Source organism: Trichococcus sp. K1Tr (assembly GCF_028309625.1).
In the GTDB taxonomy this organism is placed as follows: domain Bacteria; phylum Bacillota; class Bacilli; order Lactobacillales; family Aerococcaceae; genus Trichococcus.
Genome location: NZ_JAQMHR010000007.1, coordinates 69,982 through 95,649 on the forward strand (window position 1 = coordinate 69,982; position 25,668 = coordinate 95,649).

Annotated in this window: 24 protein-coding genes; all 24 read right to left on the reverse strand. The window is 46.1% G+C overall.

Features of this window, described 5'->3' with window-relative positions:
- Positions 1–82: 82 nt before the first annotated feature.
- Entirely contained in the window at positions 83–1,096 is a 1,014-nt protein-coding gene (gene galE, locus PH235_RS11205; RefSeq protein ID WP_272162419.1) for a UDP-glucose 4-epimerase GalE, read from the reverse strand.
- Positions 1,097–1,169: 73 nt separating this feature from the next.
- Positions 1,170–2,114: an LCP family glycopolymer transferase gene (locus tag PH235_RS11210; protein WP_272162420.1), complete on the reverse strand. Its 945-nt coding sequence runs from the start codon at positions 2,112–2,114 to the stop codon at positions 1,170–1,172.
- A 446-nt stretch (positions 2,115–2,560) separates the two neighbouring features.
- Positions 2,561–3,376, reverse strand: coding sequence for a tyrosine-protein phosphatase (locus PH235_RS11215; protein WP_272162421.1), 816 nt, complete (start codon positions 3,374–3,376; stop codon positions 2,561–2,563).
- Positions 3,376–4,110 carry a CpsD/CapB family tyrosine-protein kinase gene (locus PH235_RS11220; protein WP_272162422.1) on the reverse strand — a complete coding sequence of 245 codons (735 nt, stop codon included), beginning with the start codon at positions 4,108–4,110 and terminating at the stop codon, positions 3,376–3,378. The genes PH235_RS11215 and PH235_RS11220 overlap by 1 nt, the downstream gene beginning before the upstream one ends.
- Before the next feature lie 12 nt (positions 4,111–4,122).
- Entirely contained in the window at positions 4,123–4,863 is a 741-nt protein-coding gene (locus PH235_RS11225; RefSeq protein WP_272162423.1) for a YveK family protein, read from the reverse strand.
- A 343-nt stretch (positions 4,864–5,206) separates the two neighbouring features.
- The gene (gene map / locus PH235_RS11230; RefSeq protein WP_272162424.1) at positions 5,207–5,956 is read right to left on the reverse strand and encodes a type I methionyl aminopeptidase; all 750 of its coding nucleotides are present in this window, start codon (positions 5,954–5,956) and stop codon (positions 5,207–5,209) included.
- Positions 5,957–6,418: 462 nt separating this feature from the next.
- Positions 6,419–7,153 (reverse strand): CpsD/CapB family tyrosine-protein kinase, encoded by a 735-nt coding sequence (locus PH235_RS11235; RefSeq protein ID WP_272162425.1) that lies wholly within the window; start codon positions 7,151–7,153, stop codon positions 6,419–6,421.
- Complete coding sequence (locus PH235_RS11240; RefSeq protein ID WP_272162426.1) at positions 7,150–8,181, reverse strand: YveK family protein; 1,032 nt, start codon at positions 8,179–8,181, stop codon at positions 7,150–7,152. Before PH235_RS11240 ends, PH235_RS11235 begins: the two co-directional genes overlap by 4 nt.
- Before the next feature lie 130 nt (positions 8,182–8,311).
- On the reverse strand, positions 8,312–9,511 hold the full coding sequence (locus PH235_RS11245; protein ID WP_272162427.1) for a DegT/DnrJ/EryC1/StrS family aminotransferase: 1,200 nt from the start codon (positions 9,509–9,511) through the stop codon (positions 8,312–8,314).
- Positions 9,512–9,721: 210 nt separating this feature from the next.
- Entirely contained in the window at positions 9,722–11,542 is a 1,821-nt protein-coding gene (locus PH235_RS11250) for a polysaccharide biosynthesis protein (protein WP_272162428.1), read from the reverse strand.
- Positions 11,543–11,903: 361 nt separating this feature from the next.
- Complete coding sequence (locus tag PH235_RS11255; protein WP_272162429.1) at positions 11,904–13,439, reverse strand: lipopolysaccharide biosynthesis protein; 1,536 nt, start codon at positions 13,437–13,439, stop codon at positions 11,904–11,906.
- Positions 13,440–13,521: 82 nt separating this feature from the next.
- Complete coding sequence (locus PH235_RS11260) at positions 13,522–14,325, reverse strand: glycosyltransferase family 2 protein (protein WP_272162430.1); 804 nt, start codon at positions 14,323–14,325, stop codon at positions 13,522–13,524.
- Positions 14,326–14,401: 76 nt separating this feature from the next.
- A complete protein-coding gene (locus PH235_RS11265) occupies positions 14,402–15,523 on the reverse strand; it encodes a glycosyltransferase family 4 protein (RefSeq protein WP_272162431.1) in 1,122 nt (373 codons plus the stop codon).
- Between the two features lie 20 nt (positions 15,524–15,543).
- Positions 15,544–16,773 carry a hypothetical protein gene (locus PH235_RS11270; RefSeq protein WP_272162432.1) on the reverse strand — a complete coding sequence of 410 codons (1,230 nt, stop codon included), beginning with the start codon at positions 16,771–16,773 and terminating at the stop codon, positions 15,544–15,546.
- 28 nt (positions 16,774–16,801) lie between these two features.
- Positions 16,802–17,452 carry a sugar transferase gene (locus PH235_RS11275; RefSeq protein ID WP_272162433.1) on the reverse strand — a complete coding sequence of 217 codons (651 nt, stop codon included), beginning with the start codon at positions 17,450–17,452 and terminating at the stop codon, positions 16,802–16,804.
- A gap of 54 nt (positions 17,453–17,506) precedes the next feature.
- Complete coding sequence (locus PH235_RS11280; protein ID WP_272162434.1) at positions 17,507–18,460, reverse strand: beta-1,6-N-acetylglucosaminyltransferase; 954 nt, start codon at positions 18,458–18,460, stop codon at positions 17,507–17,509.
- 22 nt (positions 18,461–18,482) lie between these two features.
- On the reverse strand, positions 18,483–19,355 hold the full coding sequence (locus PH235_RS11285; protein ID WP_272162435.1) for a 3-keto-5-aminohexanoate cleavage protein: 873 nt from the start codon (positions 19,353–19,355) through the stop codon (positions 18,483–18,485).
- Between the two features lies 1 nt (position 19,356).
- Positions 19,357–20,028 (reverse strand): hypothetical protein, encoded by a 672-nt coding sequence (locus tag PH235_RS11290; RefSeq protein ID WP_272162436.1) that lies wholly within the window; start codon positions 20,026–20,028, stop codon positions 19,357–19,359.
- Positions 20,029–20,076: 48 nt separating this feature from the next.
- Positions 20,077–20,715, reverse strand: coding sequence for an acetyltransferase (locus tag PH235_RS11295; RefSeq protein WP_272162437.1), 639 nt, complete (start codon positions 20,713–20,715; stop codon positions 20,077–20,079).
- 14 nt (positions 20,716–20,729) lie between these two features.
- On the reverse strand, positions 20,730–20,954 hold the full coding sequence (locus PH235_RS11300) for an acyl carrier protein (protein ID WP_086942941.1): 225 nt from the start codon (positions 20,952–20,954) through the stop codon (positions 20,730–20,732).
- A 20-nt stretch (positions 20,955–20,974) separates the two neighbouring features.
- Positions 20,975–22,039 (reverse strand): 3-oxoacyl-ACP synthase III family protein, encoded by a 1,065-nt coding sequence (locus PH235_RS11305; RefSeq protein WP_272162438.1) that lies wholly within the window; start codon positions 22,037–22,039, stop codon positions 20,975–20,977.
- Positions 22,036–22,266 (reverse strand): acyl carrier protein, encoded by a 231-nt coding sequence (locus PH235_RS11310; RefSeq protein ID WP_272162439.1) that lies wholly within the window; start codon positions 22,264–22,266, stop codon positions 22,036–22,038. Before PH235_RS11310 ends, PH235_RS11305 begins: the two co-directional genes overlap by 4 nt.
- A 31-nt stretch (positions 22,267–22,297) precedes the next feature.
- Positions 22,298–23,830 (reverse strand): amino acid adenylation domain-containing protein, encoded by a 1,533-nt coding sequence (locus PH235_RS11315; protein ID WP_272162440.1) that lies wholly within the window; start codon positions 23,828–23,830, stop codon positions 22,298–22,300.
- 178 nt (positions 23,831–24,008) lie between these two features.
- Positions 24,009–25,646 (reverse strand): right-handed parallel beta-helix repeat-containing protein, encoded by a 1,638-nt coding sequence (locus PH235_RS11320; RefSeq protein ID WP_272162441.1) that lies wholly within the window; start codon positions 25,644–25,646, stop codon positions 24,009–24,011.
- Between the last annotated feature and the right edge of the window lie 22 nt (positions 25,647–25,668).

A 25,668-nucleotide genomic window follows, 5' to 3' on the forward strand; every position in this document is an offset into this window, starting at 1 on the left:
GCATAAAAAATACAAAATCCGAATTTAAGACAAAAACAAAAAGACTCCCTCCAAGTAATTGGAAAGAGTTTTTTTGTTTTCTTTATGCTTCGTAGCCGTTCGGATTATTCTTTTGCCAGTTCCAAGAATCACGGCACATGTCCGCCAATGTCTTCTGAGCTGTCCAGCCCAGTTCTTCTTTGGCTTTTGTCGCATCCGCGTAACAGGTAGCGACATCCCCAGGGCGTCTGGCGATGATCGTGTACGGAATCTCGACGCCTGTAGCCTTCTGGAAGTTATACGTCAAGTCCAGCACACTGTATCCAATACCCGTCCCAAGATTGTAGATGCCGACTCCGTTGGTTTCCTTGATTTTTTCCAAAGCCTTGATGTGGCCCAACGCCAAGTCGACGACGTGGATGTAGTCGCGCACGCCTGTGCCGTCGGGTGTATCGTAATCGTCACCGAAGATGCTCAAACGCGGCAATTTGCCTACAGCCACTTGCGTGATGTACGGCATCAGGTTGTTCGGGATGCCGGTCGGGTCTTCTCCGATCAAGCCGGACTCATGCGCACCGATCGGGTTGAAATAACGCAGAAGCGCGATGCTCCACTCGGAATCGGCGAACGCCACGTCCTTCAGGATCTGTTCAATCATGACTTTCGTGTAGCCGTATGGGTTGGTTGCGCTTGTCGGCAGGTCCTCCGTCAACGGCGACACATTGTTCATGCCGTAAACCGTCGCGGATGAGCTGAAGACGATCTTTTTCACACCATGGCTGCGCATCACATCGCACAATACCAAAGAGCTCGTGATGTTGTTGTGGTAGTATTCGATCGGTTTCGCTACGGATTCGCCGACTGCTTTGTAGCCAGCGAAATGGATGACAGAATCGATATCTTCTTTTGAAAAGACTGCGTCCAGCGCTTCGCGGTCCAGCACGTCCACTTCATAGAAAGTCGGTGTTTTGCCAGTGATTTTTGCGATCCGGTTCAATACTTCCGGCTTGCTGTTCGAATAGTTGTCGACGATGACCACTTCTTGGCCTGCTTTCAATAATTCCACTACGGTATGGCTGCCGATATAACCGGCGCCGCCTGTTATTAATACTGACATAGGATTCCTCTTTTCAATTGATGATCTTTCTATATTCCGTTTTACAAAAAAATGTATCCCTATTATAACATATTCATTTCGCCAAAGTGCCATTGCCCCCATATCCGAACTGCAGATCCGCGTCCGAGAAGTTCAAATCATCAACACTAACCTGCTCCAATCCCAACTCCTCCCGTAACAAGTTGGAAATACGAAGACGTTCTTCTGGTTGGACATAATAATAATAGATATCTTCCATATACATTCCTACCCCTGGAATCAAATATTGCTCATAGGAAGTGATGGAGTCGCTGTAATATTTTTGAATATCGACCAGATTCTCGAACGTCAAATTCGTGCGCATACTCATTCCGACTGATGAGAGGATCGCTTCATAATTAGAAATACCTTCGATACTCAATAATTGGTCAATGATTGCTTTTATGACCAACTGTTGACGTTGCTGACGTCCGGTATCCCCTTGTGGGTCATCATACCGCATACGGGCGAAGGCCAACACCTCCCACCCCTGCAAGGTCACGGTATCCCCAGATTTGAAGGAAGCTCCGTTATATTCGAACGTCAATGGACTGGTGATTTCGATCCCACCGATGGCATCGACTAAATACTCTAAGCCGTGCATATTGATTTCGACATAATGATCGACAGGCACATTCAGGAACTCTTGGATGGAATTGAGCGCCATCTCTGTTCCCCCGAAAGCATAAGCATGTGTAATTTTATCATTGTATTCGTTATTTATATCCGTTTGATAATTTACCATTTCGGTGTAAGAATCGCGCGGAATGCTGACTAAGGTAGTCTGCTTTGTCTGAGGATTGATCGTTACAACGATAATCGTATCCGATCGCCCGCCCATCTCCTCCAGCTCATCGCCATAACTATCGATTCCCAACAATGCAAAGGAAATCGGTTGCGCAGCAGATAAGGACACCGCATCCTTGCGTTTGTCCCGCGTTTCCACACCATAAAACACAGCATCCAACGTGCTGTCCATATGGTCATATGCTCGCCACATCCAGCCTCCCGAAACCACCAAAACCCCAAGAAAGAAAAGAAGCAACAGTCTTTTCTGAACTCTCTTTTTTTTGAAACTGCTCTTGGAATCATCCATCGTTGCGCTCCTCATCCCCTGCTGAATTGTTGTCTATCACAAAAAAACGTTATGCGATAGAATCCTATATACTTTTATCAGTATAAAACAATTTAGGATACTAAAAAAGAAATTTTGAAAATCATAATAAAAAAACAAACTTCTCTTGTACCTGACAATGCAAAAAAAGGTGCTAGCAAAAACGAAAAGTCGTATTCACTATGACAAAGAAAGAGCCCTAGATTGCGATAACAATCGAAGGCTCTTTTTATCATTTAAAATTTTTACTGGCTTCTATTCTCGGCAATAAACGTCTCGAATAGTCAAAAGATTCCTTATTCAAACAGTCATTTGAAAATGAAATGATTCGTTCAAGATCCTATTTCATTTCTCTTAACAAGTTTATTCATGAAATTAGAAAACTTCCGGGATTTTTTACGTTTATGATTTACTTCAGTTGGTGGATTTGAATGGAGAAAATCGCCATTAAAAATTTTTTTTGTATTGCTCGAGAAATAGTCGCTTATTTCTGAACCAAAATTTTTTTCTAGCTTTGCGTACGCCTCTTTCATGTGAAACCCACGACCATTAATATTATGCGCATCAGAAGCAAGAATGTGCACCAAATTTGCTTCAATCAGTTGCGCAGAGAGCTCTTCTATTTCTTTACCGAAGACTCCGACATAACTACTGGCGGTAAGTTGGGCCAAAGCACCTCTCTCAATGTACGGGAGCAAAATATCCGGATTATCAATAATTTCTTGATTCCTTTCAGGATGCACAATGATTGGAGTGATTCCCTTTTGTCCTAGTTGAAAAAAGAGAGCTTCTGTATAGTGTGGTATAGACAAAGTTGGAAATTCTATCAAAACATACCGTTCTTCATCATCGACAAATAATATATTGTGATTTTCAATATCCTGAATCAAATCACCATTGATCCGAATTTCTTGCCCTGGATATAGGGTTAAATCAATCCCTCTATTATCTAATTCGATTTGTAAAGATTCTGTTGCTTTGATAACATCTTCTTTTTTGTTCAAAAATTTTCCATTCATGTGGTGAGGAGTCACTAAAATATGTCCGATACCTTCAGAAACCGCTTTTTGAGCCATAGCTAAAGAATCTTCAAGTGAGCGCGCTCCATCATCTACACCAGGTAAAATATGACAATGAAGGTCAATCATTATTCAACACCTTCGCTCGTATAGCCGTAACCATAATAGGCATGGCCGCTTTTCTTCTCAATCCCATTAAGGACAAATCCTAATATGTTCGCATTCACATTTTCCAATAAATCTTTCGCATTTAAGACAGCGTCTTTTTGCGAAACCCCATGACGAACAACAAAAATCACACCATCCACTTTTGCAGCCATAATCTGGGCATCCGTTACAGAAGTAACCGGAGGCATATCATAAATGATGACATCATACATGCTTTCCAGTTGTTTCATCAAATTATTCATTCTCTTTGAGTTCAATAATTCAGATGGATTTGGAGGAATCGGCCCGCTGGTCAATACATGTAGATCCGTCCCATCAATCAGTTGAATAGTTTCGGTAACCTCCTGCCCCGGCGTGCTGAGCAAAGTGGTTAAGCCTTGTGTATTGCTAATACCAAAAGTCTTCTGAACGGTGGGCTTGCGCATATCAGCATCAACTAACAAAACACTCTTTCCTTGATCGGAAAAAACCGAAGCTAAGTTGGCTGACGTCGTAGATTTCCCTTCCCATGGTCCCGAAGATGTCATAACAATGGATTTCACTTCACGATCCACCATAGAAAATTGGATATTGGTACGAATAGTTCTATATTGTTCTGCAATGACTGATTTTGGTCTCATCCTTGAAATCAAACTTAAACCTTTGCGTTGTTGGTTATTCAACTTCATTATTTTCTTTTTATTAGATCTAAACATACTTTTCGTCTCCTATACACGTCTTTTCGATTTCCGAGATTCTAAATTAGGATTCACCTGTACAAAGCGCGTTGATACAAGCTCTTTTTCAGACATCTGCATGACAGAACCCAAATTAGACCAACCAAACTGTTCGATGAATTTTTCATCTTTTACTGTCTTATCCATGAACTCCGCAAGGAAAGCTAGGCCCACACCGATCATCAATCCGACCAACAAACCAAGCACTAAATTCATTGGAATATTCGGAGAAATTGGATCAGGATCTACCACTGCTTGCGATAAAATCGTCACACTGTTCACATCAAGAATATCGCCAATTTTTTCTTCAAAAGAAATGGCTGTAGCATTCGCCAATTCAGCAGCTGTGTACGGATTTCCATCTGTAATTGTGACTCCAAATACAAGAGAGTTGGTTTCCGTTTGAACCGTTAATTTTTCTCCGAGTTCTTCCACAGTTAAATCTGATTCGGTACTCGAAATTACATCTTGAAGCACAATCGGTTCCTTTATTATGCCTTGATAGGTATTAATCAAACTCAGGTTTGTCTGTATGTCCGTGTTTGTGATTGCCTGTTCAGCGTTCTGTGTTTGATTCACCACGATTTTAGATGTCGATTGGTAAGCCGGTGTCACAAAAAAGAATGTATAAAGAGCAGCCAACAACAACCCCGCCAGACTCCACAAGATAATTGAGCCAAGCCGTTGCTTCAATATTGCAAAAATTTCACCTAATGATATTTCTTCCTCCATAATTTCCCTCCTGGTTATACATTTTAAATTAACTAAATTTATTCAAACAACAAAAAACGACATTTGTGTCGGATTTTCCCACTATAAACCATTGTACTATACGATTGTTGAAATAACTATAAGTATTTTATTGGATTTCAAAGTACTAGTTCAGGAGCATATCGCTTATTACATAATCCCCCGAAAAGAAAGTAAATTTCACCATATCCCGAAATTAAATTGCTGAATCACTCTAAATTTATCAATATTTTATTCGGTGATTTCTATCAATATTTCAATAAAAAAGAGCCCGGAATATAAATTCAGGGCTTCATCTTTATGAATAAGATGCTCTCTCTTCTGGTTATTGTTGTTGCGTCAATACTCTCGCGCCTTCTTTGGTGATGGCGATTGTGTGCTCGAATTGGCAGCTTAAGCCACCGTCTTTCGTTCGGGCTGTCCAGCCGTTGTCATCCATTTTGGATTTCCAAATGCCCGTGTTGACCATCGGCTCAATTGTGATTGTCATGCCTTCCTTCAGGCGCAGACCTTTACCGGCTTCACCGTAATGCGGAATGGATGGACTTTCGTGCATCGTTGGTCCGATGCCATGGCCGATGAATTCGCGCACGACAGAGAACCCTTCGCTTTCGACGTAAGTCTGGATTGCATGGCCGATGTCGCCGACACGGTTGCCTGCTTTCGCCTGCTCGATACCCAAGTACAAAGCCTTCTCAGTCACTTCCATCAGATGTTTGACTTCCAGTGTAGCCTCGCCGACCACATAACTCCAGCAAGAATCGGACATGGCACCGTTGTAGTTCACCACCGTGTCAACTTTGATCAGATCGCCGTCCTTCAGTACATATTTACCCGGAAAACCATGGCAAATCTCGTCGTTGACGCTTGTGCAAGTCGCATATTCATATCCTTCGAAACCGATTTGTTCACAGATGGCACCAGCAGCCTCAATGCGTGACTGCACAAAGTTATTGATTTCCATCGTCGTCAAACCCGGCTTGATGAAACCGCGTAATTCTTCATGGACTCCCGCTAGGATTGCGCCTGACGCTTCCATCGCTTGAATTTCACGTTCAGATTTTAAAGTTATCATATATATTCTATCCTCTTCCTATAAAGTATTCTTTTTCATTATACATTAAATGCGGGCGATGACTAAATAAATTTCATCCTTTGATAAAATTCCTCATATATGTGTGAGTACCAATATGGGGAATGGAATTTGGCGAAAGGGTTTGCGGTTGATTTGGAGATTTTTGGGATGCGAACTCCGGCGAGAGTACCCTTGGCCGGCGTTAACGGCCTGGGGAGCACAGTCCCTCCGGCGAAGCCGTGCTGACCGGAGGTAGTCTTACACCGAGATTCTCTTCTCTGGCCAAAAAACCCTCACCAGAGAACAGCCCAGAAATGCGGCAGTTGCTCCAATGAGGCTGCGTCTAGCCGGATTTTCCGACCAAAGCCTGCTTATTCGGAATAGCACATATCCACGAAAAAAAGACGACCTCATCCGAGACCGCCCTGTTTCAACGCATTTCTACGCACATAAATACACAGATCATTCTTCGTAGTGATAGCTATAATAATAGTAGCTTTGATCTTTCTGACCGACTGGCGCACGGTTGTAGACGACGCCCAACACATTGGCATTGACCATCTTCAATGATTCAGACGCCTTCAGGACATCTTCTTTTGTGTCCTCTTCGTAATGGACCACGAAAATGGTGCCATCCACGCGACCAGCCAAGATCTGTGCATCAGTGAACCCCAACAAAGGCGGTGTATCGTAGATCACTAAATCAAACCGTTCCGCAACATCCTTTTCCAGCTGCTTCATCCGATTACTGGAGAGCAATTCGGCCGGATTCGGAGGCACCGGTCCGCCAGTCAGAATCGACAGACCTTCGACTTCGCACGAGTGCAGATAAGCATCAATCCCGTTCCCGTTCTGATTGGCCAACAGGTTCGTCAGTCCTTCTTGGTTCTGCAGTCCGAATTCGCGGTGGACCGATGGACGGCGCAGATCGCAGTCAACCAACAGGACTTGGTTCCCCTGTAGCGCGAAGGTCACCGCCAGGTTCGCGGCCACTGTCGATTTCCCGGCTGCGGGCGTTGCCGATAGCACAATCAGCGACTTCAATTTTTTATCGACCATCGAGAACTGGATATTGGTCCGCAACGTCCTGAATTGCTCCGAAACATGGGAGTTCGGCCTGGCCAAGGTGATCAGCCCGTATATGCGGTGGGATTGTTTGGATTTTTTTGCTTTCTTTTTAGCTACCTCCACCATCATCTTTCCCCCCTCTTGTTGCCTGAATCCACGGATTGGGTACCATCACTGTTCTGTAGGATGACGCCGATTTTTTCCCTCGACATGTCCGCAACTGTCACAAGACGTTCGCGGCTCAAGCCCGAATGTGATGCCGAATGCTGTTTCGGGTGCTTCTTGGGTTGTTTTTCCTTTTCCTGCTCAACGGCACTATCAACTGCCGTCCTAGGGCTTTCCAGCTGCTCTACCGCAACGGAAGGCATTTCATCATCAGGAATCCGTTTTGGGATAGCCACTTGTCCAGTTTCAGCCACCACACCTTTTGCAGCTCTCTCGGCTGCAAGTCTTTGTTTCTGCAAAGCAATGATGGCCGTCCGCTCTTCCTTATTCAATTCTGAAATGATACCCAAGTTTGGCCAGCCGATGGTTTGTGTAATGAACTGATAATCGTCAACCGTCTTCGCCATCGCATAGCGCAGCAGAGCTACTCCGAATCCGAGCAGCAAGCCGACCCCCAGACCTATCACCAAGTTATTTACTACAACAGGAGAAACAGGTTTTGAATTGACAGCCGCTGCGGAAATGATACTTACATTTTCGACATTCATGATGTCAAAAATGGCACTTTGAAATGTCGCAGCGATTCCGTTGGCGATCTCAGCTGCTTCGTCTGGATTCGGTCCCGTAACAGTCAGCGAGAAAACCTGTGAATTTTGATTTACGTCAATCACTACCATTTCAGCCAATTCTGTGACAGAGTAGTCAAGGCCCAAATCCTCTTTGACCCCATCCAATATGACCGGTCCTTTTATGATGTCTTTATAGGTGTTGATCATTTGTACATTCGAATTGATGTCATTGAGCTGAATACTATTGGTCCCATCATTTGTACGGTTCACCAGTAATTGAGTGGTAGAATCGTACATCGGGGTCACAACCAGAAACGTGTAGACTGCTGAGAGTATAAGACCAAAGGCGCCAAAGCTTATGATGATCATCATTCTTTGCTTTATTATTGCCATCAGGTCTCTTAAAGAAACTTCTTCCTTCATCGCATTCCCTCCTAGTATTCGGCATATGACAATCAGCCTGACAAAGGCAAATAGGCAACTGATGAAAAGGTTCTCAACGTGCCGCTTCGCCCCTTATGATTGTCTTCATTATACCATATTTCCATAGGTACTAGAAAGGAATCCCCTTATGGATCAAAGTCAGAATCAAACTCGATCCACGCGCGGCCTCAGCGCCAAAAAACCAACCGACCCGCGTCACAACCCTCTCCAGATCCTCATCCGTCATCTTCGTGTCCGACGGAAGGCACAACCCTCTCGCGAAGATGTCTTCCGACACACTTGTCCCTTCCGGATTGTTGCTGAAAAAATCGAAGCTTTTGAAAACGGGCTGCAGATGCATCGGTTTCCAGATTTGCCGCCCCTCAATTTTTTTCGTTGCCAGATAGTCCAACAAGACTTTTGGACGTATATCATATTCCGGTCTGATCGTCATGCAGCTAAGCCAATAATTCGGTTCGCCATAAGCCGCAATCGGCATCATTTCCAACTCTTCGATATCCTGAAAGGCATTCGCGTAATAATCGAAAATATATTTTTTCTTGGCTATACGATCATCCAATACCTGCAACTGCCCCCGGCCGATTCCAGCGACGACATTGCTCATCCGGTAGTTATATCCGATTTCCTTGTGCTGGTAATAGGGGGCATTTTCCTTTGCCTGCGTTGCCCAAAATTCCACCTTCTCGATTATTTTTTTCTCGCGCGCCACCAACATTCCGCCACCTGACGTTGTGATGATTTTGTTCCCATTGAAAGAGTAGATTCCGATTTCCCCGATTGTACCCGTCTTCACACCCCTGTAGGTGGCTCCCAGACTTTCGGCAGCATCCTCCACTATCGGCACATGGTGTTCATCCGCAATCGCCTTCAGTTGATCATAATCGGCAGATTGTCCGTAAAGATTCACGATGACCACCGCTTTTGGATGAGGATATTTCGCAAAAGCTTTTTCCAAAGCTATCGGCGACATATTCCATGATTCCCTTTCCGAATCGATGAATACCGGTGTTGCCCCCAGATACATAATGGGATTAGCGGATGCGGAAAAAGTCAAGGACGGGCAAAATACAACGTCCCCCTTGCCCACACCCAGATACATCAGCGCCATATGAATGGCAGCCGTACCGGAAGAAAGAGCCTCTGCATAGTTTGCGCCCGTATAGGCGCATATTTCCTGTTCGAATCCAGTGACATTCGGTCCCAGCGGAGCAATCCAATTCGTATCGAATGCCTCTTGGATATAGTCCATTTCGTAACCCGACATATGCGGGGAAGCCAACAATATTCTCTTTTCTTTCTTTTCCGTCATTAAAACCGTCTCCCTTCCGTGGGTAGCAGAATGAGGAACAGCTTATTCGTTAAAAATACACGAAGCTGTATTTGGGGGATTTTTTGAATGATCTCTTGAGGTTTTATCTTGTGGTTGATTCTGTTGAGTGTCTTTATGTTGAGGGTTTCTTTCGAGGTATTTGGTGGATATTTCTTTAGGTGGTTTATCAGTTTTCTTGATGACAGACAATTATTGATGCTCGCAAGCATAATCAATCAGGTTCTGGCGGATTTCTCCGACAGGAAGCTGGACGAGTTCGTCCGCAAAAGCGAGGGTGTCTTCCAATTTGTAAGCGGATGCTTTCCCGACGAATATCTTTTCGTAGGCTTGGCTATCCAGCAAGCTTTCGTCTGCCAACAGCTCTTCGTAGAGTTTTTCTCCGGGGCGTATCCCTGTTTCGACAATCGTGATATCCCCTTCCGTGTAGCCGGACAGTTTGATCATTTTTTTAGCCAAATCAACTATTTTTACGGGTTCCCCCATATCGAGTATGAAGATCTCTCCTCCGTTTGCCAGCACGCCGGCTTGGATGACCAAACGACTTGCCTCCGGTATGGTCATGAAATAACGGATCATACGGAAATCGGTCACCGTCACAGGCCCACCTTTTTCTATCTGTTCTTTGAATACGGGAATGACGCTGCCTCGGCTGCCCAGGACATTTCCGAAACGGACCGCTGCAAATTTTGTTTTGCCGGGTTCGTTCAGTGCCGTCACAATCATTTCCGCAATACGCTTCGTCGAACCCATCACATTGGTAGGGCGAACCGCCTTATCACTTGAAATCATAACGAAGCTCTTCACTCCGGCGGCTTTGGCCGCTTCAGCCATATTCTTGGTGCCGTAGATGTTGTTTTTGACCGCTTCCCGCGGATTCCACTCCATCATCGGAATGTGCTTATGGGCAGCAGCATGGAAAACATATTCCGGTTGATAGCGCGCCATCACTTCAAAAATCAGCTTGCGGTCCTGCACATCGGCAATCACGGGAACAATATCTATCGTTTTCCCATAAAGAAGGCTCAGCTCCCTGTGGATCAAGTAAATCGAATTCTCTCCATGTCCCAATAATATGATGCTTCTTGGTTCAAACTTCGCTACTTGTCGGCAAATTTCGGATCCAATCGATCCACCCGCACCGCTGATGAGAATATCTTTGTCCTTCAGATTTTCGGAAATCAACTCTTTGTTCAGTTCGACCTCTTCTCTGCTCAACAGATCAACTACGTCAATATCGCGGAGGCGATTGACAGACAATTTCCCTGTCATGACGTCCTCTATCTTCGGCATCTGGTTGACTTTCACGCCCACTTGGTTGCAGTAATCCAAAATGCGTTCCATTTCTTTAGGCTTCAGCGAAGGGATGGCAATCGTCACCTGATCAATCTCCATCTCGGCCACCAGTCGTGGGATGTCTTCCTCCTTACCCAGCACGGGGATGCCCATCAACCGATAATTACGCTTCTTCTCATCCCTGTCGACGATGCCGATGATTTCAATCTCATTCGGCCGGTGCATCAAGCTCGAGATGAAGAGGCGTCCGCCTTCCCCGGCACCGACCACCAACGTTCTGACTTTTCCTCTACCATCCGAAATATTCTGTCGGGAAAGATCCTCATTGCGTTCGCGAAACATGCGCCAGGCTATCCGAATGCCTGGTATAAAAAACAGGCTAAAAAGATAGGTCAATAGGATATAGCGGCGACTCACCAGGTCAAAAATCCCAGTTGAAACGACTGCGGAGAGCAAAAAGGCAACCGACAAAATCTGAATATTGATGACTACATCGTGGATGTCTGTATAATGGGGCATATTCGAGAACAAATGCCGCATTGTTCCCAACAAGATATAGATGCCACATGTTATGCCCACCATCACATAATAGTAAACATCCGGCAGAGCGATATAATTTTCAAGTAGCCAGTACGCCAGCAAAGCCGCCAATGTGATACACCCGATGTCAGCAATCATCAGCACAACCATTTTTCCTCTGAAAGATAACGTTTTCATATCCTGCACCACCTAACATTTCAGTTATTTTATTATCAAGAGACAAGAGTTGGCTTTTGCTTTAAAGGCAGATTTGACCACAGTTAAACAAGCAGGTCGAATAGCGTGATTTTGGATTGAAAGGAAGGAAAAAGATGGAGATTGGATGAAAATATGCGGGATATGCGGGATATGCGGGATATGCGAGGTTAGTGTGTGCAACAAACAGCAAAATATTTTGCGCTGTTGCTCTATTTTTTTGAAGATGAGGGGTGAAAATTTGTTTTTTATATACCCTGATTATATCATAAAAGCCCGTCTGATTACGCTTTTAATCACCTAATCTGTTAAGATTCATCTTGTATGGCAGTCTCATGCCTTATTACTCTGTTTTCCTCATTACTTTTTTGAACACAAACTTATTTGCCAGTGAAAAGAAATACTGGAATTCTTTCGTCCGACAAAAAAGCAGGAAGAAAATGAGGTTCGGAACCGTTAAACAAACTACGAATTTCCCGGTCAATGCCGAAAGCGTTTCTCCAGTAATAAATCCAATGAATTTTCCGGTAGCCCCGCCTGCAGCCGCCGTTGTCGCGGTATAGACGGCATATCTGTAATAGTATGATTTCAATGGAGCGGAAAACCCTTTTTTGTACAGGTAATATGGTTCCACCAAAAAACAAGTCGTCAATAAGCTTACCAATGTCCCGATGATGACCCCGGAAACACCAAATTTCGGCGCAAGAGCAATCGAAACGCCTATATTGATCACGGTTTGAAACAAGGGATTATAGCGATCATACCAGTACAAGCCAAGCGCCTCACGGAAGGTAAGCACCGCTCTTCTCATCCCCTGAACATAGAACAGCACAGCCAACAGCAACACTGTATCCATAGACAGCCAGTAGATTTTCCCAATCCAGACAGCAATGAAGGGATTGAAAAGATAGAACAAACAGATGGCGCTGAAACCAAAAATCCAGAAAGTTGCAAACTGTACCCTCCGGAAGACAACCAACAGCCGTTCCTTGTTGGACGTTGCCCCCAGATTTCCGATGCTTGCGGTTATCGCAGAAAAAAATTGGCCCATTATCCCATTCAGCGCAATGGTGATCAATACATAGTTCGAATACAGCCCCACCCAAATTGTCCCAACTATCGCAGAAATCACGATGTTGTCGGTTGAATTCGTCACAATTTCCCCTATTTTGTGCGAAACCATCGCGCCTGTATTCTTCTTGATTTCCTTGACCGTGTCATCATCCATTCTCTCTGCAGTTTTTTGCCGCAAAAAAGGATACAACTTATCGGCAGTTCTTGCCACCATGAGATTCTGCAGCATGGTACAGGCAATTTGCACAATCAAGAAAAAGATATAATTTCTGGTGACGTACAGAAATGCGATCTGCAAAAGATTGAGAAACGAGAAGAAAGCATAGCGGTAGATGGTAACGATATAACGCCGCTGATCCGCTACGATCAGATTTTGCTTATAGGCATAGAAATAGGAGATGGCTGAGTTGCCGACGAACAGCAGGAAGATGATTTCAATATTGTTGACGTCGGGTACGTCTTTGATGAGGTACGATAGAAATGGCGTCATGCCCATGCCCAAAACAATTATCCCTGTACCGATGATGGTATAAGCTTTTTTGTAGAGTTGCATGATGGCCTGCACTTTTTTTGTATCATTTTCCGCCAAGGGTTTGTAGAGGCTGAATATAATGGCTGGGCCAATTCCCAATTCCACCAACGAAAGCATCGTCAGGATGCTGGTGAAGAGGCCGTTGATACCGAGATATTCGGCACCCAGGATCCTTATGAAGACCAAGCGTGCCACGAACCCGATAGGCACCGCCACCAATTGTCCGACCATCGCTGCCGTTAAATTGATCAGTGAATTTTTTGTGCGTGACATCCGCTCACCCCCAATGCTCTTTCGAGTTTCTCAGGATCGTTCCCGACGCAAGCAATTGGCCACCATCCTATCTAACCTGCTGTCATGACCTGCCCCTATATCTCCAACCATGATAGGCTAGGATCAGTCTCGGTGGCGCCAGACCGACAGCAAGCGTCCTATAAGCATGTAAGTGGTATTTCAGAGGCAACCCAAGTTTTTTCCGCCATTTCTTTTTTAGCCTGTATTCATTTACCCTATACTTGTATTTTCGTTTGCGGTAAGATTCCTTGGCCTCAAAATAATCAATCAACACATCACTCAGGTTGTAGCCTTTGTAGCCTTTTTCGTACAATTTGCACCACAAATCGAAATCCTCCAGCCTTTCAGTTTCCGACCCAGTCGTGTATCCTCCGACAGCAAGCAGAGCCTCCTTGCGCATCATTATGGAAGGATGAAGAAAAGTCAGCCCACGATAGATATCCAACTTTGACCGTTCTCCCCTAACCCCCTGGCTCCCCCAAATGCCGCCGTCATCATATATATTGCGGCCTGTGCCGACGATGGCATATTCAGGATGTGCATCCAAAAAGGCCACCTCTTTCTCAAACCTTTCCGGATGCGAGATATCATCAGCATCCATCCTGGCTATATATTCACCACTGGCAGCCTGTAGGCAGTTGTTGAGCGTTGGCGCCAGACTCAGGTTGTGGGGATTCCTGATGATCTTGATTCTCTTGTCCCTTGCCGCTAGTCCTTCGAGAATTTGGAGGCTGTTGTCGGATGATGCATCATCGCACACGATGAATTCAAAATCCGTAACTGTCTGATTCAAGATTGATTCGACTGCCGCCGTCAGCTTTTTTGCGCCGTTGTAGACACCCATGATGACCGTTATTTTTATCATGGTGTTTCCCCCCATTATTTGTTTGGCTTCCTTTCCGGAGCAAAAGTTAGCGCTTTGCCATTTCCCGTCAGCACGCTTAGACAAGCAATTCTTTGTAGATGATTTCCATCTCCTTCAAGACACTTTCAGTGGAATAATGTTGGATATCCGTCAAATTGGCGTGTTTCATCATTTCCCTAACGTTGGCATCCTTATAAAGCTGACCTATCTTTTCAGCATACGTTTCCGGCGAATCGCCCGTGATCACATACCCGTTCCTGCCGTCCTTGACCAGATCCCTGTTCCCCCGGCAATTGCTCACAACCAAAGGCAACCCGGTCGCCATCGCTTCCATGACGTTAACCGGCAAGCCTTCCTGGCGGGATGAGGAAACGGCCACATCAGAAAGCATCAGCAGTTTAGCGACATCTTTCCTGTATCCCATCAGCACGATATGATTTTCGAGCTGGCGTTCGCTGATCAATTGTCGATAATCTTCTTCACTCGGTCCATCTCCGACCAACAGCAATTTGCTGTTCGGGATATTCTTCGCGACTCCTACCATCGCCTCAATCAACAAATCTTGATGTTTCCTGTAGCTCAGCTCAGCCGGATAGACAAGGATAAAAGCTTCTGAAGCGAAGCCGTATTCCTGACGCAGTTTCTGCTTCTCATTCTCAGACGGAACAACGTATTTATCCAAATTGACCCCCACACCTTTCACAAAGCGGCCCGCTTTGGCATGGAACCTCTTTTTGGCCTGTCCATAGTCTTCACTATTCATGGTGATCAACAGATCGGTATAGCCGGAAAGCCATTTTTCCACTGGATAATAAATTAACCAATTCTTCCGCGGTGCACCTTCAAAGAAATGGAAACCATGTGCTGTATAAATAACCTTCACATCAGGCATATTCCTGCAGGCAAGCCGCGTCACTGTTGAAGCAACTGGCGTGTGCGTATGCACACAATCATACTTCCCTTCGCTGATGAGTTGCTTGAGGCTTTGATAGGCTGCGTAGTTGCTCTTCTTTAAAGGGGAACGCTGAAAGCTCATCGGGAATACCCGGCATCCGCGTTCCAAAAGTGATGGATCAATGGGATCTTTTACATTGCAAGCCATATCCACCGTATGTCCCAAATCCAGTAACAGGTGTATATGCGGGATTAAAAACGCATTGATGGTCGCCGATATAGTTGAAACATACAAAATCCGCATAGATGCTCACTCCTTGCCTTCTATTTTTCTGAAATGCCCATAAGGTTATTGGAGCTGAACGGGGTGTCCCATTGCTCGGATGCCAGGATTGTTTCATTTTGCAAAGCTTTCTTCGCTGCCAACTCCTGTTGGTACAGGATGTTGAGTGTGAGGAAAACCATCCAGAAAAGGGGCTGTCGTTGATTCAGCAAGGTCAGGCTTTCGGCGAGTAGAGCCAAGACCACAGCCAGGTTGTTTACCGTGAGGATGCGTATGTTTTGATAGCACCAAAACAAAAACAGCAAAGTCGGTATGATGCCGTAATAGAAGAGAATGCTCAACAAAGTCGAATGCACTTCATTCATGGAATAGGATCTGTCAAAGCGTCCATGATAACCTTCCCCAGCTCCGTAAATGATCTTTTCTGGATAGATCACCAGCCTGTCGATGCCCCGGTCTTGGATATTGGTCGGACCAATTGTGCTTTCGTTGAGTCTGTCCAACTTCTGCTCGACTCGATCCATTATGGATGATTCCGAAAATCCCTTGACGTAATCAGTTATCTGCGAGCTGAACATCAATCCCAGCATCAGCAATGCCGTGATGGATAAAATTGCCATCACATTATGGCTGCGCTTCGTCAGCTTTCTGATTGCGAGTGCAGTGCTGACTGCATAGAAAACTCCGATCCCCAGAAATATCCCGGTGGATGACGTAAGGAAGATCAATCCGACTGCCATGATATGATACAGTACATGCAGTTTGCCGCGCTCGATCTTTGAGATGATGAAGGCGGTGATCAGCGACATGAAGATGAAGAAAGCCATTTGGTTAGGGTCATTGAAAGTGCCCATATAACGGGTCTCTGCATAATACCTGCCGATATTCAGTCCATAGATGCCCAGCTGAATCACGATATTCAGTTTGCAGACTTTCCCTACGTTCACCAGAAAGCGTTCGTCCTCAGAATATATCCGGAAAAACAGCACGGTCAGAAAATTATAGATGTAGTACAGGGATGCTTTCAAAAATTCGAATCTTCCGTACAACAGAAAATAGACTAAATTGATGCCAAAAACCAAGATGACGAAATACAACAGCCACTTGTCGGTCTTATGGATAGTGATTTTAGCCTTCTTACCCGCGAGAACGACATACAGAACGAAAGACAGGATAAAAAACAGATCCGCTATCTGCAAACCGCCAGAGCTGAAGATATAGAACGGCTTCAACAACAAAGAAAATAGAAATAGATAGTGATAGAGTTGCAAAAAAACCACCTCCTGCCGTTGCCTTTTTTCATTCCCTTGATTCCGCATATGCGAACGGCTTTTCCCCGTCGCTTTCGTTCCCCTTAAAGTCTTCCATTGTCGCAGATTCTGCGGAATTGATGCCCTCCCGCGACAAAACCTTCTGGATAGTTTGAAAGATGATTTTACAATCCCCAAAAAAAGTAACCTCATCGACATACTGAACATCCAAAGCAAATTTTTCTTTCCAACTGATGGCATTTCTGCCGTTCACTTGCGCCAGCCCGGATAATCCCGGTCTGACAGCATGGCGCCTTTTTTGATGCTCGTCATAGAGTGGGAGGTACTTCACCAACAGCGGCCTCGGCCCGACAATGGACATGTCCCCGAATAGGATGTTGAACAATTCCGGCAATTCATCCAATGAAGTCGACCGCAACAGCTCGCCGAACCTCGTCAGACGAGCCTCATCGGGCAGCAATTCCCCGCTCTCCCCTTTCGCATCCGTCATAGTCCGGAATTTATACAAGGAAAAAATTTTTTCGTTAAGACCAGGGCGCTCTTGTTTGAAAAGTACCGGACTGCCGATTTTGACCCTGACCAACCATGCGATGACAATAAGGACAGGGCTTAAGCCTACAATGGCCATTGATGACAACAGAAAATCCAAGGGCCTTTTGAAATATCTCTGATAGTACATACCACTGCACACTCCTTATTATCATTTTCATTCGCCACCTAATGACCAGCCTGTTCAATCCACAACCGCTTGATCAGAATGCTCTTTTAGGGCATGTGTTCGGTTGTCGTTTGCTTCGTTTATTTGTTTTTCGTTGACATAATGGAACATCTTATGGACGATTTCCGAATCAATGTTCTCATCGAATTTCCGGGCAAACAGGATGCCTTCGTCGACGCCCACCAAGCTGTCGTAATCGCTGATTCTGAACGTGTGCGGGGAATTGTTCCTGTTTTCGGACCTGTCCCAATCCACCAACATCGCATTACCGTAATACTTCTCTTCAAACCGGTACAGTTTGTCCTTAAAAGGGGAGCTCATGATGATCGTCTGCAAATACGCCTCATCCGCGCCGACTGTGTACCGATAATTTTTCCTTATTTCATCCTTTTTTGAAATGACATACTTGGCGCAATCTTCACTGATCGAAAAGTAGGCCGATCCCTGATAAAACTTGGTATCACTTCTCTTCAGTCCCAGTGTTTTTTGAAGCATGGCTACCGCATGATCCGCAAGACGGACAAACTTGTACTTCCGATTGTATTTCGTTTCCACGAAAGGATGATAATACGCACATTTGTACTCTGCATAGTCATAGCGCTCTGGCCTGAAGTTGATGAATTCATATCCTGCATGTTCGGTAAAAAAACGATCTATCTCCGATTGAGTCTTCAGCGGGAGATCCACACCAGTGATGCTGTGGCAATAATCGAAACCGTCCTTCAAGGCGTATTCGACCAGGTTCAGGGTTGCTTCAATCTGACTGTACCCACCCCAATAAACGACTTGCCTAGGCAGCATAGTCAACTTCGAAAACTTTAAAACGCTCCGCAAATCTTCTTCATTAAAATCCTTCGCTTTCGCATCGACGTGTAAATAAAGGTTGTTGTTGGGCGCATCGAGTAGCCGAAACAACATGGCTAAAGTATCAAAATTATGATGTGCCAGTATCAGATAAGCATGTTCCATAATATCCCTTCTCTCTGATTCCTTAAGCGTTGGAGCCGGCAACGCCATATTTGCCGAATCCCGGGTCTAAATTGAGTTTTTTCCGTAGTTCCTTGGATGTCATGACCTCTTTCTCGTTCGCTGAAATCAGCTTATGGATTCTGTTCAGAAGGTCCATGTTCGTTGCTAGCCTCGTCCGATTTTCATCATACCAAAAGTTGTCTTCAAGTCCGACGCGTACGCCCCAGCCCATGGTGATGCCCAGAGAATTCATCTTCAATTGATCGCTTCCGACAGCACCCAGCGAAAAAACACTGTCTTCAGGGATGTCTTTGAGCATACACCCAATATGCAGCAGATCTCCTTGGGCGCAGGCGATGTTGCCTAATATCAAGTTAACGTAGTAAGGCGCAGTCACCGCCCCCTTTTTGATCAGGTAGTTGCAATAATTGACCATTCCCAAATCAAAGGCTTCCAATTCAGGCCGAATGCCGTTATCTCTCATCCGTTCCGCCAAGGCGACAATCATGGAAGGCTCATTCACGCTGGTGGTCCTGTTGAAATTAAGAGAACTTAGTGTCAGGCTGCCCATGTCCGGTTTTAAATTCCCTTCAAGCGATAAAACGTCCGTTCTGGCTTCCACCGTATTGAAATTCCTTCCGGATGTCGAAGCGCAGATGACGAGTTCCGGTGCGAATTGTCGTATGCCGGAGATGATTTCAGCATAAACTTCCTTTCGATACGTTGGTTTTTCATCGTCGCTGTTTCTGGCATGTACATGCACCATCGAAATTCCCAATTCCCAAGCATCCTTAACCTCACGGATGATTTCTTCGGGCGAAATGGGTACATAAGGAGTATCTTTTTTGGTCGGTATCATGCCAGTCGGGGTGAAATTCACAATTATTTTATCCATGTCAAAGATTCACCTTTAATCCTTCCTTGTGGTAACTCAAGACCCGGCTTGGATTTCCTACATTCTTTGAAAAAGGATCCGTATTTCGTATCACGACGCTTCCTGCTCCAACCAAGCTCTCTTCAGAAATCGTAATCTTATGCAGAATCGTGGCGTTGAGACCGATGTAGCAATTATTCTCGATATGGCATTCGCCGCCGATCGTGCACCCTGATGTGATGACATTGTTATTCCCCAACGTAAATTCGTGGCCCACATAAACTTGTTGGCGGATGATATTGCTGGATCCCATCCGACCTCTATGACCCATGAATACTTGCTCAAAAATGAGATTGTTGTCCCCCATTTCAACGCCTGGCGAAACAATGCTGGACGGACTGATATAATTCCGCAACGTGTACCCTAAAGCTTTCCCTTTCGCGTACATGCCTTCCCGATTGCGCATATCATGAAAAGATGATGTCAGAACGATCATATCGTATGCAGATGGCGGATATTTTTCCGTAAGCGTTTCGATTTCCACCATCGGCAAACCTAAGTAAAAGCCTGCCTTATCCACATGCGATTCATCTGCTGCAAAAGCCGCAACTTTGAAATCTGGATGTTTTAAGGAATCATAAAAAAGCATTTCAGCTAAAAATTTACTTCCATAGACGATTACTGGATTACTCATTTTTTCAGTTCGCCCCCTTGTCACCGCAGAAATTAGCGCCCTCTTCGTTCAGGGAGTGGAAATGATTTTGGCCGGATTGCCGAAAACCGTTGTATTCGCTTTAACATTTTTGAGGACGATGCTCCCCGCACCGACTCTGGCGTTCTCTGCGACCCGCACACTCGGCAGCAGTCGAGCGCCGCTCCCCAAAAATACGCCCTCTTCCAAAGCAGAAAAACCCATCAGATCGCTGAAACCACTGATGACGCAGCCCTTCCCCACGGAAACATCGTGGCCGACGCTGACATAGGAATTCACAACCGAAAAATCGGCAATTTTTGCATCCGTCGAAATGATGGCATAAGGCCCTACAATGACGCCCTTTCCGATCTCACAAGTGTCCGCCAACAAGGCTGTCGGATGGATCACCGTCGCGAAAACCGCTCCCTTATCCAAAAGGACCGGGCAGATGTCAGCGATGATCTCCGCATCGCCGATGGCACAGATGACCTCTTCGCCGGCTTTGGGTTCATAATCTTTTACGGTTCCGACGATCTTAGCGGAAAGTTTGTAGTTATCCAACGCATGGAGGTCATCATCCAAAAAGCCGATGTCCTCCCACCGCTTCTCTGCCTTTTCCTGATCCAAAACCCACTGGTACGTTTCGCGGCCAAGACCGCCTGCTCCGACTATCAACAATGTTTTCAATTAGTCGTCCTCCCTTATTCGGCTTTTCTTCTTGATTGAATCAAATCCGCGATATCCCCGACAGTCGTCAGGCCTTTCAGGTCATCGTTGCCGATCTTCACGCCGTAGCTTTCCTCTGCCATGATTTGGGTGGACAACAGCCCGAGGGAATCCCAGCCTTCGTAATCATCCAACGAATCTTCCCTGTTCACTTCAGGCACTTCCAAAATTTCCGCAAACTCCTCATAGAAGTTTTCCATGATGCCTCTCCTCCTAAATCCTAATATTCAATCATCCGGCAAAAATCCAATTTCCCGATGTCCATCAGCATGGCGCTGCTGGAAAGCCCTACTCCAAAACCGGACAGGCATACTTTATAGGAATCCGTCAGGAGTTTTTCGCCCAGATTGAAGGCCAAGTTTATTGGAATGGTCACACTGCTCGAGTTCCCGAAATTTTCGACCACATTGTTCGGAAGCTTTTCGCGCGCCACTCCCATCCTGTCAGCCAACTTTTCCAGCATAAACCGGTTCGGTTGGTGGAACATGAAATAATCAATGTCCTCTTTCGACGTTTCCGCAACCGCAAGCAAGTCCTCAACCAACGGCGGGACTTCTGTCTGCACAAAGTTGAATACCGCTTCCCCGTTCATTTTGAGATGGTCCAGGCTTCGGTAATTCCCGGCCTCATCCACTTCCATCACACCGGTTTCGCTTGTGGCAGGCAACCGCATGCCGCCTGCAGGGATGATCAGTTCCTTGTAGCCTGACCCGTCCATCTTGAGGTTCGCATGGATCCGATTATTGTCGTCGGTTCTTTCCAGGATCGTCACGGATGCCGCATCGCCGATCAGCGGATAGCTGCCCCGATCACGTTTGGATGTCCTGCGGCTGAGTACATCGGCATTCAAAAGGGCCACTTTTTTTATCGAATCCTGTTCCAATAGGTTGAAAGCCTGGATCAATCCCACCAAATAACCGGCGCAGCCTTGGTTGATGTCCAAGCAGAGCATATCCTGCTTCAGCCCCAACTCCCCTTGGATGACGTTGCTCGTCGGAGGCAGATAATAATCCGGTGTCTGGGTGACGAGTATCAGGGCATCGATGTCATCACCGCTGATCAAGCCTTCGTCCAGAAGCTGCCTCATCCCGAAGATGCAGAGGTCCGACACGCTCGTATCGCCTTCGACAATCCGATGCTTCTCATAGCCCATTATTTTCTTCAGCTTCATGGACTGCTTGACGGAGAAATTATAATTTTCCGCTTCATCCTCGAATGCGACTTCGTTTTTCGGCAGCACAGTCAGAATGCCGCTGATCCGTTTGTTTTCATAGTTGAAGTTCATACAATCCCTCCACTCTTTCTCACAAGATCCGCAATCGATTCCAGACTGCTGAAGTTCTCCGCCAAGATGTCGCTCCCATCGATAGAAATCGGATAAGCGCTTTCAAGTTCCGTCACCAAAACGATGATGTCGAAGGAATCGAGCATCCCGTTTGCAATGAAATCATCGGTATTTTCCCAATCGCATTCCGGTCGTATTTCCTTCAGTATCTCCACAATTTTTTCCATATCCCCTGCTCCTCCCTATGCGGTTGTCCCGTCAATTACTGTGCAACCACTCCGCAGCCAATGTCTTTCTGTCGATTTTCCCGTTCTTATTCAACGGCAACTGTTCCAGCATAATGATTTTGGTCGGGATCATGTATTTCGGCAGCAGCGGGGTCAGTTCCTTTCTGATCGTCGCCTTGCCGAGATCGGTCGGCCCTTCATAAAACATCGTGATTTCCTTTCGGTCCGAGTTGTAAATGACACAGGAATTATGGATGCCACTCAGACTCAGCAAAGCCGTTTCGATCTCGCCCAGTTCGATCCGGTATCCCATGTACTTGATCTGGGTGTCTTTCCTGCCCACATAGATGATTTCGTTATACTCGTTAATATAGACCAGATCACCGGTGCGATAGATGCGGTCGAAATAATGGTTGTTGAGCGGGTTTTGGGTAAAGACCTGATCGCTTTTGGCCGCGTCATTCCAATAGCCCAAAGCGATGGAGCTGCCCCGCACACACAGTTCGCCCATTTCGCTTCCTGTCACCGCTTGGTTCTCCTCATTCAGGATGATGACATCAGCGTTCCGGCACGGAAACCCGATCGGCAGCCGTTCACTGTCCTCGAAAGCCCGCTCAACTTTGTAATAAGTGCAATCAACGGTGATTTCAGTAGGCCCGTAGAGGTTGGCGAACAGAGAGTCCGGCAGCTTGCTGCGCCAATAGTTGAGGTGTTTGTTCGGCATCGCTTCTCCGGCGAACAGAACCTTTTCCAGGCCACCGACATAGACATGGTCCAACGCCTTCGTATTGGCCACGTTGATCAGCACCGACGGCACCCAGAAGACGAAGTTGATGTTCTTTGAGGCTACGTATTCCATCAGTTTGACCGGAAAGGCAAAATGGTGTTCCGGAATGATGACAAGCGTTGCTGCGGTGGCTAAACAGAGATAGATGTCCAGGGTTGAATTATCGAAGTAAAAAGGTGATTGGCTGCCGATGATTTCCTTTGGGCTGATGTCAAAGCATGCCACAGCCCAATCGATGTAGTTGATGACGCCTTTGTGGGAGATGACGACGCCCTTTGGGGTGCCCGTCGAGCCCGAGGTATGGATGATATAGATGGGATCTGTATCGATGAGTCCATCCAGTCGTCCGAGCACCTCATCATTGTCAAAGAATACGGAGGTATCGTACGCCTCCTCGATGCCGATCAGGTTTTCGGCGGCTACGCCCATCGCAAGCAAAGACTCCAAATATTCTTGCGAAGTTATAACAAGAGGATCTTCCAAGTGTTCCAGGATATTGTGGATTCTTGCGGCAGGCGAATGGACATCAAGGGGAGCATAGATGTTCCCGCTATAAAGGATACCCATAAAAGCGACGAGGCTGTCAGCGCTTTTCGGCAAAAATACAGCGATAGGCTTTTTCATATCCTGCGATCTGCGGCGGATGGAAAGACTCAGCCTTTTGGAGCTTTGCTCCCAGGCGCCGAAAGTCAGTTCTCTGTGCTCATCCTTGATGGCCGTTTTGTACCTGTACTTCAGAAGTGTGTGTTCAAAATATTCCAATACATTTTTTTTCATGCATACCAACCTCCCTTTTCAGTATGGCGATAGAACGATTTACCTTGGATAATTAAACGCTTCCCCTACGGAATTGTTTATTTAGTATTATTATATCTTGAAGGAAGGGAAGATAGAAATGATACCCTCCGTTTTCTCTGTTAAAGACAATCGGCGTGACCTTGTCCTTTGAGGGATGCTACTTTTCGGACACTTCCCAAGTGGCGGATACGGGATCGCTGGTGGTCGCCACCCATTCATCCGGTTCCCCTTCCACAGGCGTGACCAATCTGGCGGTATCGCCGATGAAGCCAGGAATCGGAACGGCAGTCGGGTCGGCAGTGACGAAAATGGTGCGGCTACTCTCTATTTTAGTGGTGCCCATCTCTTCAGCTCCGCCAAAGCCCGCCTTTGCGCTGGCCAACGCCATATTCTGAAATACTACTGTCGTATAGGGCTCCGTCTCCATAGAGTCCAAAAAAAGGAACGGAACACTGTTGTTTTCACCGTATTGAACATTGTCGTGAACGACTTCGTAGGTCCTTGCCCAAGTCAGCGGCTGCATAGCTACTGCCGTGTCACTATCAAAGAAGACATTGGTGAGATAAGCATAGGCCACCCCAAAACCAAAGTACCCGTTAGTGAAACCTTCCCCAATCGTGCAATCATTCAGCGCAATTTTCCCGAAGTAACCCTTCACTGCATTTATCTCCTTGTCCGTCTCGACAGGATTATCTTGGTCCAAGCGCACAAAGGTGCAGTTATTGAATTCCGTATAGTAATCTTCCTTAGGCAACTCTTCAAAGCTGTCCACCACCCATACATAGGCTCCGTCAACATCTTCAGTGGTGCTTGGCGTTACCGTGATTGTGCTGTCATTGATGGTGGTGTTTGTGGCATTGATGACCTCCAGTTGCCCCAGATTGGAATTGTTGATGGTGATTTCATTCTTAAATCCATACACAGTTGTCAAGCTGTCGATGACCGTCAATCCCTCTATGTTAGCCGTTGAACCCTCTGATAGCTCGAAGTCAACGCCGCGATAAGCGAGCACCGAATCGACGGTGAGATTTATTTTCTCCCCGGTATCGATTTCGAAATCCATCGCTTTCCCGAATTCGCCTTTTTCAGCGATAAAATCGGTCACCCGTATGTTGGCCGGGCTCCCGCTGGCAACGATCCCGCCCCTGAAGCAGTTGATGGCTGTGCACCCTGTGACTTCAACATCCGCGTTCGTATAGATGTGCACCCCGTCGGCAGCCCAGTTTTGGAAGCGACAATTGATCACTTTACCGCGCAGCATGCCTGTATCCTCCAAAGAACCCATATACATGATGCCGAACTGCTGCTCCAATTCGTAGTTCTGGAATTCGCCTTGATTCCAACAGTTTCCGTCAAAGGTCATCCCTTCAAAAATCAGATAATCAGAATCCTCCGACGATTCCCATGACCGATTCTCGGTCGTGAACATTCTGGTGAATTTGGATTGATTGTCGGCTAAGGTGAAGGTTGCCCCATAGCCAACGATTCTGAGCCCTGCCTCAACGTTTACCGAGCGCAAAACATACAATCCGCCACTCGGGAAAAAAAGATCCTTGTCGTTGGCCAAGCAATAATCCACGGCCCTTTGGATGCGTTCTGTGTCATCCTTATCCGTCTCCAATTTCGGGAAAGAGTCGATGCTTATTTCCCCTTGTGCCGTTTCCGTCACCAGTGCATCATTATCGCTATTGTAAAACGCGCTTTCCGATTTCAGCGCCTGTACAATTTCCGGCAGCTTGCCGTACATAAGCACCATCAGCACAGGCGGAATGAGCGCCATCATCTTAAGTTTCATTTTAATGCCCTCCTTAAGAGCC